This window comes from Salinirubellus litoreus (assembly GCF_037335815.1).
In the GTDB taxonomy this organism is placed as follows: domain Archaea; phylum Halobacteriota; class Halobacteria; order Halobacteriales; family Haloarculaceae; genus Salinirubellus; species Salinirubellus litoreus.
The window spans coordinates 739754-755215 of record NZ_CP147841.1 but is presented as its reverse complement, the minus strand read 5'-3'; the positions used below and the strand labels follow the sequence as shown (position 1 = coordinate 755215).

Annotated in this window: 14 protein-coding genes and 1 pseudogene; 8 read left to right on the top strand and 7 right to left on the bottom strand. The window is 62.0% G+C overall.

The genetic code is table 11. The features are described 5' to 3' along the window. Positions 1-1870: 1870 nt before the first annotated feature. Positions 1871-2722 carry a hypothetical protein gene (locus tag WDJ58_RS03775; protein WP_338916291.1) on the bottom strand — a complete coding sequence of 284 codons (852 nt, stop codon included), beginning with the start codon at positions 2720-2722 and terminating at the stop codon, positions 1871-1873. Between the two features lie 603 nt (positions 2723-3325). On the opposite strand from WDJ58_RS03775, the gene WDJ58_RS03770 reads away from it, so the two are divergent. After that, on the top strand, positions 3326-3496 hold the full coding sequence (locus WDJ58_RS03770) for a hypothetical protein (protein WP_338916290.1): 171 nt from the start codon (positions 3326-3328) through the stop codon (positions 3494-3496). Here the strand turns inward: WDJ58_RS03770 and WDJ58_RS03765 are convergent. Further along, a complete protein-coding gene (locus WDJ58_RS03765) occupies positions 3478-4728 on the bottom strand; it encodes a tyrosine-type recombinase/integrase (RefSeq protein WP_338916289.1) in 1251 nt (416 codons plus the stop codon). The two genes, WDJ58_RS03770 and WDJ58_RS03765, sit on opposite strands and share 19 nt — an antisense overlap. Positions 4729-5066: 338 nt before the next feature. Continuing rightward, positions 5067-5345, bottom strand: a pseudogene (locus tag WDJ58_RS26320) (ester cyclase); the annotation flags it as partial. A gap of 85 nt (positions 5346-5430) precedes the next feature. Here WDJ58_RS26320 and WDJ58_RS03760 point away from each other — a divergent pair. Further along, positions 5431-6522 (top strand): hypothetical protein, encoded by a 1092-nt coding sequence (locus WDJ58_RS03760; protein ID WP_338916288.1) that lies wholly within the window; start codon positions 5431-5433, stop codon positions 6520-6522. 491 nt (positions 6523-7013) lie between these two features. Here the strand turns inward: WDJ58_RS03760 and WDJ58_RS03755 are convergent, their stop codons facing one another. Then, positions 7014-8120, bottom strand: a complete 1107-nt coding sequence (locus WDJ58_RS03755; RefSeq protein ID WP_338916287.1) for a hypothetical protein — start codon at positions 8118-8120, stop codon at positions 7014-7016. A 135-nt stretch (positions 8121-8255) separates the two neighbouring features. Further along, a complete protein-coding gene (locus WDJ58_RS03750) occupies positions 8256-8762 on the bottom strand; it encodes a hypothetical protein (RefSeq protein ID WP_338916286.1) in 507 nt (168 codons plus the stop codon). A 451-nt stretch (positions 8763-9213) separates the two neighbouring features. Here WDJ58_RS03750 and WDJ58_RS03745 point away from each other — a divergent pair, with 451 nt between their 5' ends. The 4 genes from WDJ58_RS03745 to WDJ58_RS03730 all read left to right on the top strand — a co-directional run bounded on the left by WDJ58_RS03745 (position 9214) and on the right by WDJ58_RS03730 (position 11194). Next, on the top strand, positions 9214-10047 hold the full coding sequence (locus WDJ58_RS03745; protein ID WP_338916285.1) for a hypothetical protein: 834 nt from the start codon (positions 9214-9216) through the stop codon (positions 10045-10047). 14 nt (positions 10048-10061) lie between these two features. Beyond that, on the top strand, positions 10062-10298 hold the full coding sequence (locus WDJ58_RS03740) for a hypothetical protein (RefSeq protein WP_338916284.1): 237 nt from the start codon (positions 10062-10064) through the stop codon (positions 10296-10298). Continuing rightward, a complete protein-coding gene (locus tag WDJ58_RS03735) occupies positions 10295-10849 on the top strand; it encodes a hypothetical protein (RefSeq protein ID WP_338916283.1) in 555 nt (184 codons plus the stop codon). Before WDJ58_RS03740 ends, WDJ58_RS03735 begins: the two co-directional genes overlap by 4 nt. Positions 10850-11056: 207 nt before the next feature. Then, positions 11057-11194 (top strand): hypothetical protein, encoded by a 138-nt coding sequence (locus tag WDJ58_RS03730; protein WP_338916282.1) that lies wholly within the window; start codon positions 11057-11059, stop codon positions 11192-11194. Positions 11195-11322: 128 nt separating this feature from the next. Here WDJ58_RS03730 and WDJ58_RS03725 read toward each other — a convergent pair whose 3' ends face one another. Further along, positions 11323-12603: an MFS transporter gene (locus WDJ58_RS03725; protein ID WP_338916281.1), complete on the bottom strand. Its 1281-nt coding sequence runs from the start codon at positions 12601-12603 to the stop codon at positions 11323-11325. A gap of 165 nt (positions 12604-12768) precedes the next feature. On the opposite strand from WDJ58_RS03725, the gene WDJ58_RS03720 reads away from it, so the two are divergent. Together WDJ58_RS03720 and WDJ58_RS03715 are read left to right on the top strand one after the other, a co-directional pair. Beyond that, positions 12769-13107, top strand: coding sequence for a DUF7130 family rubredoxin-like protein (locus tag WDJ58_RS03720; protein WP_338916280.1), 339 nt, complete (start codon positions 12769-12771; stop codon positions 13105-13107). 274 nt (positions 13108-13381) lie between these two features. Next, on the top strand, positions 13382-13936 hold the full coding sequence (locus WDJ58_RS03715) for an iron transporter (protein WP_338916279.1): 555 nt from the start codon (positions 13382-13384) through the stop codon (positions 13934-13936). Positions 13937-14073: 137 nt separating this feature from the next. On the opposite strand, the gene hisD is transcribed toward WDJ58_RS03715, so the two are convergent. Continuing rightward, a complete protein-coding gene (gene hisD, locus WDJ58_RS03710; protein WP_338916278.1) occupies positions 14074-15405 on the bottom strand; it encodes a histidinol dehydrogenase in 1332 nt (443 codons plus the stop codon). Between the last annotated feature and the right edge of the window lie 57 nt (positions 15406-15462).

Sequence of the window (15462 nt, the reverse complement as noted above, 5' to 3'; positions counted from 1 at the left end):
TGGCTTTCAAATGATACGTGATCGGTAGTTAGCCGGAGATAATATCGAATTGTGGGTCTATCGACGCGCGAAAGGGGTCGTCCTTGGAACCATGCCTATCTCTCATTACGACCGAGTACTAATCCGGAAGGACATCGATCACGGTGTGACAATAATCCAGTAACTTCACTTGGTGTCACCACCATCACTAAACTAAGCTGCGCTACCAGATCTACCTAGGACGATATCGCCGGTGAGCGTCCTATGTAGTACTCTGGAACGGCTGACGAACAGAAGCCCTACAACCTGACAACGAAGTCCGTCTCCGAGAGGGTGTGGCGATCCGCTCGATGACCTCGCAGACGGCCAGTTCGTCTTTTATTAGGAAGACCTGATGGCCCTGTCGCTCCCAGTGCTCAACGAATTCCCGCAGGATGTCTCCGTACTCGGTGTACTGCTCTGTCACCACGGCATGGACTATCTGACCGTCCTCGCGTGATCAAGGAGCTGGTCGCCCTCGCTCTCGGAGAGCCACACCGTCATGTCGACCCTCCGTCTCGACCGCAGGGAGCACGCAAAGGATGCACGTCCTGGGAACGGCCGCTCGGGCCTCGTCCTCGCACTCCTGACAGCAGAACGCGGTCCAATCGTCGACACGGACCGCGATCGCTCCCGCGAGGTCGTCGTCGCACTACTCACACGTTCCGTCCTCAACCGCCCGCGTCGGGGGTCGGTCTCGAAGCCGTAGCTGGCCGTGTAGCACGGCCAGTACGCGACCGTCGCGTCCTTCCCGCACTCACAGTCGGCGGGGTGCCCGTCCGCGACGGCGTCGGTCTCGCCAGCGACGACGGTCGCTAGAACAGCTAGATGACAATCGATCGCTGCTCCACCGTCGGTGTATCACCCCTTGATATCGACAGGGTCGACTACGCATATACCCTGCCCAGACCCTCCGATACCCTGTGGTCGGGCCGGGTTGATGGGTCCTGGGACGGCGCCGAACACAGCGCCATGATCCATGACGACGCGACGGAGGCAGCCCTCGACGAGTTCGGGGATCGCCTCGCCGAGCGGTGGCAGCCCGAGACGATCGTCTGCGTGGATCGGGCGAGAGAGGCGCCTGAAATCCCGATATCTGGCGATGCACGGCTCGGCATGGCTCGTAGTCGTTCTCACTCCACGTGTGATAGGATAGCTCGATGCTTGACGACTTGGGAGGCGTCGGACGGGTGTCTGACGGGAGCCCAGGTTCGTATCGTGACAGAGGGGTTATCGTCGCCAGCAGCTAGCAATGTTAGCCCCATAGACCGCCCGACCACCCCCCAGGCTACCCCCAGGAAATCAGCAGGATCCGACCAAGATGTCGGCAGGTCACCCCCAGGTCACCCCCAGGGTACAAACTTGCCCGCCCCAGGCCTGGGATCGCGCGCGCGTTGGCCCCCGAAAATCGCATGACGGGACCTGGAGTCACCTGGGTTCGAGGGGTCACGAGGGTTATGGTGGTTGTGCGAGCGAGTTGAAGCAAGGGTTCTCTCCCATTCGTGTTCGGTTAAGCTCCATCCACCCTCGACGGACGATATGGAGTTCTCGAGAACGCTGGGTTCGAGGTTCAATGCGGGAGATGTCAATCTCGATCTGGAATCGGGCAGGATTCAGGCGACGTCATCGTCGTCTACCGATTCACGTTCTTAACCGAACACGGATGCCCCCTTCACAGTAACACACCCTGCCGTCCTTCTTTGTAGCGTCTGGTCGCCTCGTTCCCCACACTGTCAGGTCGCTGCCGGTCGGTTCCTCGGTTGTGGAGACGCTCTAATCAGCTGGTGGAAACAGATCTCCGGCTCATAGCAGCGATCGCAGTTCTTGCTGTCAGCCTCTGGGGTGTCAAATGCTACTGGATACTTGGATCGAAGTCATCTTCGTCTTCGTCTTCGTCTTCGTCTTCGTCTTCGTCTTCGTCTTCGTCTTCGTCTTCGTCTTCGTCTTCGTCTTCGTCTTCGTCTTCGTCTTTACCTTCTTGGTCTGTTGATTCGTTGGGTGCATGCCGGTCACTATCTTTGATCCACTTTACCATCTCTTCGAAGCTGATACGCCGTGTCTGGATGAGCCACTCGACTTCTCCCTCGGTTAGTCGTGTTCCTTTGTGGAACTGATTCAATAGATCGTCGAGATCGCCGGATTCTATCAATCTGCTTCCTATTTCGATAGAAACATTAGTTTCGACGATTAAATCATGCTTGCCAAACGCGTCCTTTATACCCTCCTCGACAAGTTGTTCGATAACTTGATCAGGATGGAATGCCCATTCCTCATAGATTCGCTCCACATTGTCGGAGTTTCGATACACGGTTTCCACATTGTCTGAGTCTCCACATAGCTCGAGAAAATCGAGCATACAGAGGTACGCGAACGCATGGAGATGCCGCAATCCTCCGGTGAAGATCGGTGGCGCCTCTACGTCGGGTTCGATCAGATCCCATTCTAATTCAGATGGTGCCCTTCTTTTCTCACCCTGGAGATTGTACCCAGCTGACGATCCTTCTTTATCGAAGAGGATCTGTTTCCGGTCTCTCTCATCTAAGTGTGCGAATATGAGCGCGAAGTCAATTATCCCGTTCCGAATGCGTTCGCGCATCCGCTGTCTTTGTATCCGTTCTTGAGTACCGGTCAGTTCAATTCCCTCTCGCAAGTACTGCTTATCTTTCTCGGTCAGAATCCCCTTTCCCCGTTCTTCTCGGCCCATGAGTGCGTAACAGAGCATTGTTACGCTCACAATCGATTTAATCCCCCCCACCTAATCGGGCGGTGTATGCCCACCAACTCATCGATACCTTGTTCGAAGCGAATCAGGGATATGGTGAAAGCTCAGAAGCGTGGTGGGCAGACCTACGACGAAGTATTAGAACTGATGGTGAGACAATACGAACCGGAGGCGATCAACGAGTCTCCAAGGTAGTAACGTCCGAACTGCCGCACCGACATTGTTCCAAGGCAAGTCCGGTGCAGCAGTTCGAAGCTCTCGTCGCACGGCGGAGCAGCTTCGACCCTGCTCCTGTCGGGGGGTACAGCCTCCGGCAGTATGAGCATTTGGGTCAGTCTGGCTGTTCCTCCATTGAGCGAGAAGCGGAACTTGACCCATGGAATATAATAAAAATCCAGAAAATAGCGATCATACGACCGCACGTCACACTGCTGACACCGGCTCTACGGCGTTCGGCATCCGGAAAGAGGGCCATATAGAGGGGTTAGTCGCTGACCCATCACTATTCATTGGATACAGCAGCGGCGCCCGCTCGACTGTGGGACCGACAAATAGCATTAGTACACCTTTGAGGTGGGCGGCCGAATGACGAAGAGTCCACTCCTCTCACCCGACGGCAGCATCGAAGATCTAAGCGACGAGGAACTCCTCAAGCGAATCGCCAGGTTCGATCCCAACGAGTACCCACTCGCGACCGTCGCGAAGCGGGCGCTTGAGCACGCCCCCGAGCATCGGCGTCAGGAGGGCCCAGCATGATCGCCGTCACCGACGACCTGCTCGCGGAAGGCGGGATCAGTATTGAACCGGCGTCGGAACTCGGTGAAGAAGTTCCGCTCTTGTCCGGTCGCAGCACCCATCGACTCGAATGTGGCGTCATCGATAGCGTCTGTTCTGTCCGCGGCCGCCGCGGTAAGCGGCGCGCCACATCCAGGACAGAACCGGGCCGAGTCGCGGAGCGGCGAGCCACACTGGGGGCAGTTACCGAGGTTGGGACGGGCGGCCTCACGCTCCCCGACGTCGATTCCGTAGTGATCGGCGATCTCGACATTCATCTCCTCGTCGGTGATGCCCGAGTAGGTCTTGAACTGGCGGCTGTCCTTCTCCCAGAACGCGCGGTGTTTGATTTTCTGTTCGTCGAATCCCTCGCGGATCCAGCGAGTGATGGCGCTCTTCCGGAAGTTGTGAGCGTTGAGGCGCTCGGGCTCGATCCCGGCACGCTCGCCAACCTCCTTGATGCGTCGGCTGAGGTACTGGTAGGTGAGGGCGCCGTCGTCGTCTCCGGCGGTGTGGTGGCCGGCGTGCTTGTGGATGAGCGCGGCGTCAGGATCCTCGCGGCGTGGATGGACGTCGAGCCAGCTCCCGACGTAGCCGCGCGACCACGTCATCGGGACACTACCGCTCGCACCCTTTACGTTCGCCTCCTGGTTGATGCTGACGGTCCCCGGCTGCTCGGAGAGGTCGATGTCTCGGACGCGGAGGCTTGCGAGTGCCCCGATGCGGAGCCCCGTGTCGGCGAGCAGTGCGATGGCGGCTTTGTCGCGGGGATTCTCGGCGGTGTTGAGGATGGCCTCAATTTCGTCCTCGGAGAGGAGCTGGTCCGGGTCGACGGTTCGCTTCGGCGAGGGGCCGACCTTGAGGTCTTCACCCCACTCGACGCCACGCCATTTATAGAACTTCCGGAGAGCCTTCCGGTACTCGCGGAGAGTTCCCTCCTTGAGCTCGAATTCGCGTTTGAGCGTTCCTATGAGGGCGGTGATGTGGCTCTCGTTCGCCTCAGTAAGTGGTGTATCACCCCGCTCGGCAGAGAGGCGGAGTCGGTTCAGGTTCGAGATAATCGTTCCCCGGTCATTGTCGGTCCGGACCTCAAGGTAGTTCACGAACTCGCGAATCTCTTCACGGTCGGACTCCTCGATATCGGCTTCAGCGAGCAACTCAAGCTGGTTCTGGAGCTTCCGATTGTACTCCTGGACGTCGTTCGTGTTGGCCATACCAAACGTCTCGCACGTGTGGACTATGTAACCTCTGGCAGTAGTTCTGGTGGGACTATGAACCCGGAGTTTCGAATCCTCCAGCCGTGGGTGTCCCGCGGTGTGGCGGTCATCCTCGGTGTCCGTTCTCGCGGTCTTTCTTCGCGCAGCGTTCGCGCTCGGTGGTCCTCCCAGTGGCTTGGGTCCCCGGAGAGCCTGAGTGCGCGAGCGCGTAAGCAAGACGCGAGGAGAAGTCATCAGCCGGCCTTTGCAGGCCCGCCCGCTCCACTGCGGGGATTCGCCGGTGCTGCTCGTCGGTTCGCGCGCCGGTCAGTTCCCGTCCCACCGAGGCCATTAGTCTAGTCTATGTCTGGTTCGGGATGTTCTCGAGCGTCTGTGCTGAATACAGAGGGTGTATATATGGCGCTGGTTAGTTCGAAAATCTGAGACTTGACGACATCCATCTGGAGGAACAACTGGAATATGTCCCCCGTCGCGTGTTGTTCGACTACTGCCCCGTCTCCGAGTGCGGAGATAGCAATCATCCCGACCTGAAACTCGTTGCCGGTCGGTTCAACACCCCCGAGAGTTCCAGTGTGGGTGCCGCTTACGATGAGGTGGATAGTGACTTCGCCTCCGTCTGCGAGTTGTGACTATCCCTCACCGACTCACTATTTATCAACAAACTACACTTTAATGGCGCCGAACGGGTTGGGTATCCGAATGAGACTCTTTGATTTTGATCCGGAGAGATCCGAAGTGGAGGCAGATGCGCTCCAGTACGTCGCCGCCGAGACTGAGTGGGAACTCGAGTCCTGGCTGAACCTGAACCCGCACGTCATCCTCGACGAGCCGCTACTCGTGTTCGGACGACAGTACGCCCTCGATACCGGATTCCTGGACCTCCTCGCTCTCGATCAGTGGGGGAACGTCGTCGTCGTCGAACTCAAGAAAGGAAAGAGCGGTTCCGGGAGTGCCAGCGAAGAGACGATCCTCAGCCAGCCACAGAACTACGCCCAGTCGCTGAGCCGATACGAGTACGAGGCCCTTGACGAGATCTATACTGCCTACAAGGACGATGTGTTGGCGGACAAATGGGAGGTCGGACACGCGACGCCGATCGCGGACTCCCTCCTTGAGGCGCATCAGGAATTCTTCGGCGGCGACGTAGCGATGGACGCGTTCAACCAACACCAGCGGATGGTGATCCTCGCCGAGGAGATCACTCCCAGAACCGAGTCGAACGCTCGATATCTCCTCGAACAGGGGCTTGCGGTCCAGTGTGTCGAGGTGCGACGGTTCGTCGACCAGTCAGGTGACTCGTTTCTCGTCTCCTCAACGGTCGTCGACTACCCCCTTTCCCGAGTCCGACCGAAGCGCTCCTCGGCGGACTTCTCGGATCTCACTGGCACCATTTGCGACCGACTTGCCCCTCGGGTCACCCAGCAAGCCGGTATCACGACAGCCCGATCCACGGGAACGAAAGTGAAGGTCGAATCCAGTACGCCCCCTGGACTCTGGTACGAGGTGTATCTCCCGGGCAACGAGGCAGGCCGAGAGGCACAAATCAGGCTGAACGCGAGCGAAGTCGACGACAGCGCGGTCAAGACGGTCCGAGCCGCACTACAGGCGAATGCCCACGACGGCGATCCGTATCGCGTCAACGAATCCGGCGTGAATGACCTTGCGTGGATGGAGCCGATCACCGTCTCTGCGTCCCGCGCGGAAGACATCGACATGGTCGCCGACGCGTGCGCCGGACTCGTCGAATGGGCACAACCGGTGCTTCTGGCGGCCTTCGATGAAGAAGAGTGAGCCGCTCAGTGTCCCGATTCAGTAGGGAGTATGGACACCGGGGCAAACGCCTCCTTAATGCCTGAATCGTTCCTCGATTGGGAGATCGCAGACCAACGCGGGGGTAAGCAGGGGGATTACCGTACGCATCTTTTGAGATAACCGCGCCCTGTATTCAGCACGCATCTTCTAACGGCTCCTGGATAAGTCGAGCGACCTCGATCGCTCGGGAGTTTCGCGCTCGATCGTGGACTGCCCTGTGTTCCGGGTCGCCCGCCGTTTCGGCATCCGAGGCGATCGGTTCCGAAGCCCCCGCTGCGCGCAGTCCCGCGGGCTCGCTCCGCGCCCACATCGGCGCTGACTAGCCGCCCCAGTTGAAATCTTATTTGCATATGCGAACTTCCTGCTGGTCCAGTAACGAGCGCTCCTTTCAGCCGGTGCTTTCCGGCGATTCGACTGTGTCCAAGAGGCGCGCCGAGTAGAACATCGTGTCGTAAGCGAGGACGTGGGAGTCAGGCGGTGGACTGACGACGCACGTTCGGGAGGCCCGTGTCGGAAGCGCTCTCGGTGTCGAAGAAGACGTGGTAGATGAGGGAGGCGATACCCAGGACGACGGCGACGGCGGCTACAGCGATAAGGAGTTGCTGCCACACCGCGAGACCGAGGAACCAGTAGACTCCGGCGTTCGCGCCGACCGCGAGGCGGGAGGTGAGAGTGGAGGCGACGCGCCACGCTCGCGTTGGGATACTCCGCGGGGTACTTCCCACCGCGGTCTTGACGCTCCCCATCGCAGTGTTGATCGCCCCAGCGATGGATCGGAAGCCGGAGGCGACTGCTCTCCCTGCAGTTCGGAGACCATTGATGAACCGGCCGGCTTCGTGATTTACCGGCGTCGACCAGGGGAGATCGCCGTACGAGAATCCGTCGAGGCCGAATTTGCTGGGTGCGGCGGAGTCGCGGAAGCCGTTGGTGGAGAAGATGCCGTCAAGATGCTCGTACGCGGACACGGTGTCGGCCCCAACCGGGGTACCGTGGTGCTTGACCTGATAGATCTTCTTTCCGTTCTCGGTGATGACGGTAACGTCGATACCGCCGTCAGGGGCGAAGGCGTTCGCAGTCGTCTCGACGAGTTCGCCATCGAGGTGTTGGGCGAGCATCTTCCCGACTTCATCCTCGATGAACTGGGCCTCGCGATGCCGGTCGACCCCGAGCACACGAATAGCGTCGCCGAGCTTACCAAGGAACGCACTTCCTGTGATGGTTTTAGTGATGCGGCGAGGTTCGCCGTCTGGGTCGTCCGGGTCGGGCTCGTCGTATTCGAACTGGAACTCGATGTTCTGGGTTGCTGTCTCCTCGTCGCCATTAACCTCGGCGGTCCCCGCACTCGCCGCCCCGGTGTCCTCGTGTTCGTCGACGGTCGCGTCCGTGTTGGTGCTGTCGAGGCCGGGGTTGGGCTGGTACGAGTGATCGATGTCGCTGGACTCGTCTGTTGGGTCCGATGCGTCTGTGCCTGTGTCTGTCGTCGCGTCGTTCTCGGCGGCTGATTTGACTGCGCGGTCGGCAATAGCACCAACGACGAGTAGCGCGCCGGCCGCGGCGGGATATGCCAGTGGTATCATATTTCAATTTTGAATTTTCATACAGAGTGTTATCTCTTCTGGCCGATGAATACTGTACGGGCCTCGTTCCTATGCAGAGTCGAGTGGAGGTGAGCGCAACCCCGCGAGAAAGGCGTCACCTTCGGGCTGGGTCCACTATCGGAGACCGAGGGCCCTCGCCCGCCCCAGGAACAGCGCCTTGTCGTCCGCGCTCGCGTCCACAGCGTCCGGGTCGTGACGGAGGTCGACCGGCCCCTCGTAGCCTCTCTCGGGGAAATACGCCGCTAGCTCGTACTGCCCAACGACCTTGTCCGTCCGCTCGACGAACGCCTTCTCGTCTGCCGTGACGTCGAGGTCAAGCGCCTCCACGACCGCTCTGCCGAGGGCTCGCTCGGCGTGTTTGTACCCCGGGGAGCTCTTTTTCACCGGGCCAGGGACGTCCGAGAGGTATGCCTCGGCAGCGTCATGGACGAGCGCGTAGCGCTGGACCTTCCGACTCCCGCCTCGCGCCTCTACTTCGAGACTGACGTGGACCGAGTGCCGCGCGACGCTGTAGAACTCTTTCCCCTGTCCGGCGAAGCGGCCGACGAAATAGATGGCATACTGGGCCGCGATAAAGGCAAGCAGGTAGGCAGGTCGAAAATGCAGACGACCTCTTAGCAAAGGCGATGAGCGACGTATTCCCTCCGTTGCCTGATAACCGGAATAGGTCCTATTACCGCCGTAGAGTCACTGAGAGGTTCTTAGAGAGCCGAGGCAGTCAGCCCAAACGAGCGGACAACGGGAAGCAGTATCGAACTGAACCCCAGAGTCGTTTAGACCGTGCGCTCACCGAGACGGCACAAGCGTACGATCGCTCAGAGGCGAACATCCGCGCGCTTTGTATCCATGACGTCTACACCGGCGAGGATCAGACAGGTCAATTCTTAGACCACCTTCTGGAAATCGAGCAGATGGTAGGGTAGAGTTTAGATTTAGCAGACCTCTCGCAGGCGAGCATCTTGGACTCATTGTGGCGGGGCACTTTCTACGATTAGCAGGACCCCGCTCAGCAAGCTTGACAACTCCTTAGTTCCCCCCAGCGACTTTATCGGCGCCGGGCGTGAGCTGAGCCATGGGCATCGAGGTCGAGCCGGGTGATTGGGAGGGTCTCGACCCCTGGTGGGCAGCATACACGCAGGCACGACCAATCAGTCCAAGTGCCGCCTCTGACCGAGTGCTCGACGTAGAGTGGTTGGCCGACAAGTGGAATGAACTCGATCCGTGGTGGCGGGTGTATGCGGACTCCTCTCCCGTTATCCAGGCCCCCGCCTCAGATTGGGCGTCCACCTTCGGCCGGTCGACTGACGCTTGGGACGAGCTCGAGCCGTGGTGGGATGTCTACGCTGAGACGGGCCATGATACAGCCGTTGAACTCGCTAACCTGCTGGACCGATCCAACAAGGAGTGGAGACAATCGGAGGCCCCCTTCGATACGGACCCGCTGGCCGCAGACCTGACCCTGAATCGGTTCCAACGGGGCCCGCTTCAGCCCAGTAACGAGGTGGAGTGGTCGCAGTGGCTGGCGCGGCTGCTTCGACCCTCTGCAGAGCTGGTGGGGGAGCTATTCGACGTTGAAGTGGATCAGTCCCCGGACAAGGTGGTTCGAGAAGAACAGCTCTCGAAGCGGGTTGAGCAGGAGGGCTCCTTCCGACGGCCGGACATACTCGTCTTTCACGCCGACCGTGGCGTCTCCATCGAGGTGAAGCTGGACGACGAGAACTACCCGAAACGGCCGAGACGGCGCGCCTCGTCGAGCACCACTACGACGACCAGGAGTGGACTCATGCACTCCTCCTCCCAAAGCGAAAGACCGGCCGTCTCGGCTCCATCGTTGGGCCGCCGGTTGAGCAGCGACCAGGTGGACCGCTCCGGATCGAATGGGCTGATCCCGGGCCTGTCGCCGTGATATACTGGCGTGACGTGACCGCGGCGATTCGCTCGCTTCTGCGTCGGAATGCAGTTGTTGACGATCACTGGGCGGCCAACGCCTACCTGTTCTGTGCGGTCGCTGAGCAGCAGATTATGGAGTTCCGTCCACAGCCAGTAATTGAACGAATGGTCGCTCTTGCGAACGTCGTCGATTCGCTTCGGCCGATTCAATTCGCCGAGATTCTCGAGAAACAACTAACATATCTCCGCGAGAGGGTCGTTCAATGACTGATGATTTCCTTAGTATGGGGCTCCAGAGTGATCGATATCTAAAAGCAGTCCGATTGGCTGACCAATTTGAGGACGAGATCAGAGTGGCACTGCAGCAGGTCGGTGAAGAGATGATTGCCGAGACCCCCGAACTGTTTGACAGCCCTGTGGAGGGCATGGAAAACGTAACTCGATCTTCTGGATCCGTGCTGGCGGTGGCTCGGATTGACTACCCAATGAATCGAGTTCAATCTGAAGATAATGGTCGGAATTTGAGACTAAATGTCCATCTGTACTGGTGTGATCCGACACAGTATAACCGGGCGGATATCGACGGCGCCTTGCGCGCGTTTGGTTACAAGATCAAGCGCGCCTCAAAATCTGACGACGAGCGTGTGGCGGCACAGACCCGTGAGTGGGCACTTCAGGTCGCTAAGGATCCGTTCTCTTCTGGCAGAGTCTTCTACCGACACGTCAGCTCGGTCGATGAAATCGAGCAGACGGGCGAGAAACTCGTTGAACATTTCTCGGAATTCGGGAGTGAATATGGGATCGAGCAAATGGAGTAAGGGACAAAACCGGAGGGGTGCAACCAGGCCCGAGTTCTTCTGTTAACCGTACAGCGATCCTGAAAGATGCAAAACTCGGAATTTCATCGTCTGGTGGGACTACTTTCTCGGCCTTTCGAGTCCCCCACCCTTGCGTCCCCGGACGGCTGCGTCGACCGACCCGGACGCGAGACAAGAGTTCATCCACCTCCGCCCCTACCCCGTCCCGTGACTGAAGACTCACAGACCGGACCGTGGGTGCTGGTCCTTGGGGCGCTCGCCATCGGTGTCGGCGCAGTCGCGACCGAGCTACTCCGATACCGACGCAACCGCTCGGGGAAGCGAGAGCGCGACGACAGCGCGTAGCCAGCCCCTCGGAAGCATCGGGCCGGTGTTCGAGCGAACGCGCGAACGTCTCTCGTCCGCCCAGGTGGTCCTCGGCACCCGTCGTCCGTCCTTCGACCTACGCTGGTGAGTCCCGCGAGGGGGCGTCCTCAGTCGTCGCCGGTCGTCGAGGTGACGCCGAGACCGCTCCCCTTCCCGTAGATCTGGACGATGGCGAGTGCGACGAGCGCGGCGAGGACGGCCGCGCCGGCGACAGCGAGGAACGCCACTCGAAGGCTGGCGTACTCGATGAGGCCGCCGACCATCGGCGGGGCGATCGCGCTACCGGCCATGGTGCCCACGGAGACGATGGCGAAGTTGCGGCCGAGGTCGGCCCGTGCCGAGAGGAGGTCCGCGAGCTTCGACCGCGCGGGGCCGGCGAACGCCCGGAGCGCGCCGACGAGGATGACCGCGGCGACCGCGACCCAGGGGGAGACGGCGAGCGAGGCGAGCAGGCCGACGAACAGCGCGACCGAGAGGTAGCTCGAGACGATGACCGGCCCCGCCGAGAAGCGGTCCGAGAGGTAGCCGCCGACGAGCACCATGACCGCGCCGGCGACGAACATCGCCGTCAGCGAGAGGTTGGCGACGTCGAGTCCGAGCCCGTAGCCGTCCTGGAGGAGGACGACCGCGTAGGAGTTGACGCTCCAGCTGGCGACCGAGGAGACGAGCGCGAGCAGCGCCAGCGCGACGATGGCGGGCGAGGCGATCACTGCTCGAAACTCCTCGCGGAGCCGCTCGCCGAGCGACCGATCGCGCGTGGACTCACTCGGTGCGGGCGTCGTCGTCTCGCCGTCGACGTACCGCCAGAAGGTCCAGATCGTGAGGAGGGTGTAGGCGGCTCCGAACAGCCCGATGAGCGCGACGGCGGTTCGCCACGTCGCCCCGGGGAGGCCGACGACCGCGGTGACGACGACCGGCGGCGCGGCGAACCCCAGACTGCCGAGGAACCCGCGGACGCTGAACGCCCGGGCGCGCATGTTCTCGGGCGTCGCGTCGGCGAGCAGCGGGAAGTGGACGGGGTGGTGGCCGGCGACCCCGATCCCCAGCAGCGCCTGCCCGACGAGCAGTACCTCGAACGTCGGCGCGAGCGCGACGACGAACACGCTCGACGTGCTCAGCCCCATCGAGAGCCCGAGTGCGAGCCGGCGGTCGTAGTTGTCCGAGAGGTAGCCGAAGGGCAACTGGAAGACGGCGTTCGTGAACCCCTGGACGCCCATCGCTACCCCGAGCATCCCGAGCGAGACGCCGTACTCCGCGGCGAGCAGGCCGAGTATCGGCGGGAACAGCACGAGGTACGTGTGGTTGACGAACTCGGCACCGCCGATCACCCCGACGACGAGCTTCGTCTCGCGCGGGAGATCGGATATCGAAGGGAGGAGGGGTGACACGGTGTAGCTCGGTCCGAAAGACCGTCACGTCGTACTACTACTTTGTGTCTGCTGACTGATTCGAACCGGGAACGAGCGGTGGATTCTCCCCTGAGTCTCCTCTCTCGCGCTCCATCCGGGAGGTCCGGGTCGGGGGTTTAACCCCGCTCGTCGAGTAGCGAGCGTATGAGTGGTCGTGGCGAGACACCCGACGAGGAGGACGACGAGGACCCGCTCGACGACACCGTCGACGTCGACTTCGGCGAGGTGCTCTACACAGAAGAGGGAGAGCCGGTCGGTCAGATCCGCGGGATCGAGGCGGGCGGCGTGTTCGTCTCCTTCCGGGAGGGCGTCGAGGGGCTCTCCGTCGAACACGCCCGGTCCGGCCACGAGTTCGGCGAGGCCGAACTCATGTGGCGGTGTACCGAGTGCGGCGAGATGGGCGAGATCGACGAGGGGCTCCCCGACGAGTGCCCCAACTGCGGCGAGCCGAAGGAGGCGCTGATGTACTGGACCGAGGACTGATACGGTCGTGCGTAACGATTCACCGACGATCACCCAGCCGGGGTCGGTCATCACCGGTAAAAGACTACGCCCGACCGTACGAGCGGGCGAAGCCACGACGGTATCGGAGCGTTCGGCGCGGACGGGACCGCTTTCGTCCGGGACCGGACCGGGGCGTCGGCCGAACGACGAGAGCGGACCGCCCGTGTCAGTCATTCTATGTCGTGCTCTCGGGCGCTCGGTGCTTGCTCCTGCTGGTTGAAACCTTACCCTTCCGGTGCGACTCGGTACACCCATGAGTCAGCAGGAGAGCAAGGGGCCGAGCGACGAGGTCGACGAACGACAGCTCGAACTCGCGGCGGAGGAGGGCGACGCCTACCTGCAGTCGATCGAGTACATGGCGAGCGAGGTCGCCCACACGGGCGACACGAAGGAGGCGGGCGACTTCACGGTCGCCTTCGCCCAGGAGGAGGCCGAGGGCATGTATCACCTCCGGGGCGAGGGCGACCTGGAGTGGGTCGAGCCCGACGAGGAGAACTGCCACCTCGAGGTCGCCGTGGCCGACATCGACGACGGCCGGTTCGTCCCCGGGCTCGACATCGAGGCGACGCTCGTCCCCGAGGACGACGACGAGGACGAGGTCGGTCCCGTCGAGGTCCCGTACGTCTGGCACCCGGGCCTGCACCACTACGGCCTCAACCTGGAGGTCCCCGGCAACGGGACGTACACGATAGAGATCGAGATCGAGCCGCCGACGTTCCACCGCCACGACGAGACCAACGGCGACCGGTACGGCGAGTCAGTCGACGTCGAGTTCGAGGGCGTCGACATCGAGACCGGCCAGGACTGAGCGGAACGCGGCGGCCGGGCGGTGCGAACGTCCGATCCCACGCATTTCTTCGAGGTGCTACGACGGACGGGAGCGATGGGTCCGCCGTCCGGGTGTCGGGGATCGTCGAGCCCCGGCGACGACCGCGAGCCGGCGCGCTACTCCTCCGAGAGGTCGACGCCCCCACCGGATTCCAGTTCGAGCTCGCGGGCGAGCTTCCGTCCCGCATCCGTGGTGATCCGCTTCTCCGCCGACACCTGGTGGGCGTGGGTCCCCTCGAGTTCGCAGATCTTCGCGGCCCACGGCGCGATACCGTCCGCGCCCTCGGCGGTGAGTTCCTGGTGGGTCAGGACCTTCAGGTAGGTCGTGACGTTGATGCCGCCGCTGTACCGCGCGACCTCGAGCGTCGGGAGGGTGTGGTTCGTCCCGACGGCCTTGTCGCCGAACACCACCGGCGCGTGGTGGCCGAGGAACAGCGAGCCGTAGTTGTGTAACTCGTCGAGGAGTTCCCGGGGGTCGTCCGTCATCACCTGCAGGTGCTCCGGAGCCCAGTCGTTGGCGATCTCGGCACCTTCGGCGAGGTCCTCACAGAGGACGACCTCGCCGTTCTCCTCCCAGGACTCCCTCGCGATCTCCTCGGTCCGGAGATCCGGTAACTGGTCGTGGAGCGCGTCGACACTCTCCTCGGCGAGTTCGCGGTCCGTGGTGACGAGCGCCGCCCGTGAGCGCGGGTCGTGTTCGGCCTGCGCGAGCAGGTCCGTCGCCACCATCTCGGGGTCCGCACTCGAATCGGCGAGTATCAGCACCTCCGTGGGGCCGGCGAGGAAGTCGATGCCGACGTGCCCGAACGCCTGGCGCTTCGCCTCGATGACGAAGATGTTCCCGGGACCCGTGACCTTGTCCACACCCGGGACCGTCTCGGTGCCGTAGGCCATCGCCGCGATGGCCTGGGCCCCGCCGGCGACGTATATCTCGTCGGCCCCGGCCCGGTTCATCGCGTACAGCTGGGCGGGCTGGACGGAGCCGTCGGCCTGTGGCGGCGCGCACGCGACGACCGTCCCGACGCCTGCTATGACCGCCGGGACGATGGTCATCGCGGGCGCCGCGACGAGCGGCTTTCGACCCCCCGGAACGTACACGCCCGCCTTCTCGACGGGCACCAGACGCGTCCCGAGGGTCACGCCCTCCTGGAACTCCTCCTCGAACCCGTCGAGGTGGTCGAACTGCTCCTCGTGGAACGCGCGGACGTTCTCGATCGTGTTGTCGATGGTGCGTCGCTCGGCGTTGGAGAGTTCGTCCGCCGCCGCCTCGATCTCCGCCTCGCTCACGCGCAGGTCCTCGCGCTCGACGTCGTCGAACTCCCGCGTGAGTTCGCGGACGCCCTCGTCGCCCCGGTCACGAACCGTGTCCACGATCTCCCGCACGGAGTCGGTCACGTCCCGCGGTATCTCGAGCGAGGCGTCGGCGGCGGACTTGAGGTACTCGGCCATGGGTCCCATCCCCGGCGCGCGGATAAAAACCCGGTCGCCTCCCCGGGAGCGGGCCAT

Bases quoted from the DNA above. Each gene is read 5' to 3' on its own strand.
- WDJ58_RS03775 (WP_338916291.1), bottom strand. From the start codon at position 2,722: ATGGGCCGAGAAGAACGGGGAAAGGGGATTCTGACCGAGAAAGATAAG.
- WDJ58_RS03770 (WP_338916290.1), top strand. From the start codon at position 3,326: ATGACGAAGAGTCCACTCCTCTCACCCGACGGCAGCATCGAAGATCTA.
- WDJ58_RS03765 (WP_338916289.1), bottom strand. From the start codon at position 4,728: ATGGCCAACACGAACGACGTCCAGGAGTACAATCGGAAGCTCCAGAAC.
- WDJ58_RS03760 (WP_338916288.1), top strand. From the start codon at position 5,431: ATGAGACTCTTTGATTTTGATCCGGAGAGATCCGAAGTGGAGGCAGAT.
- WDJ58_RS03755 (WP_338916287.1), bottom strand. From the start codon at position 8,120: ATGATACCACTGGCATATCCCGCCGCGGCCGGCGCGCTACTCGTCGTT.
- WDJ58_RS03745 (WP_338916285.1), top strand. From the start codon at position 9,214: ATGGGCATCGAGGTCGAGCCGGGTGATTGGGAGGGTCTCGACCCCTGG.
- WDJ58_RS03735 (WP_338916283.1), top strand. From the start codon at position 10,295: ATGACTGATGATTTCCTTAGTATGGGGCTCCAGAGTGATCGATATCTA.
- WDJ58_RS03720 (WP_338916280.1), top strand. From the start codon at position 12,769: ATGAGTGGTCGTGGCGAGACACCCGACGAGGAGGACGACGAGGACCCG.
- WDJ58_RS03715 (WP_338916279.1), top strand. From the start codon at position 13,382: ATGAGTCAGCAGGAGAGCAAGGGGCCGAGCGACGAGGTCGACGAACGA.
- hisD (WP_338916278.1), bottom strand. From the start codon at position 15,405: ATGGCCGAGTACCTCAAGTCCGCCGCCGACGCCTCGCTCGAGATACCG.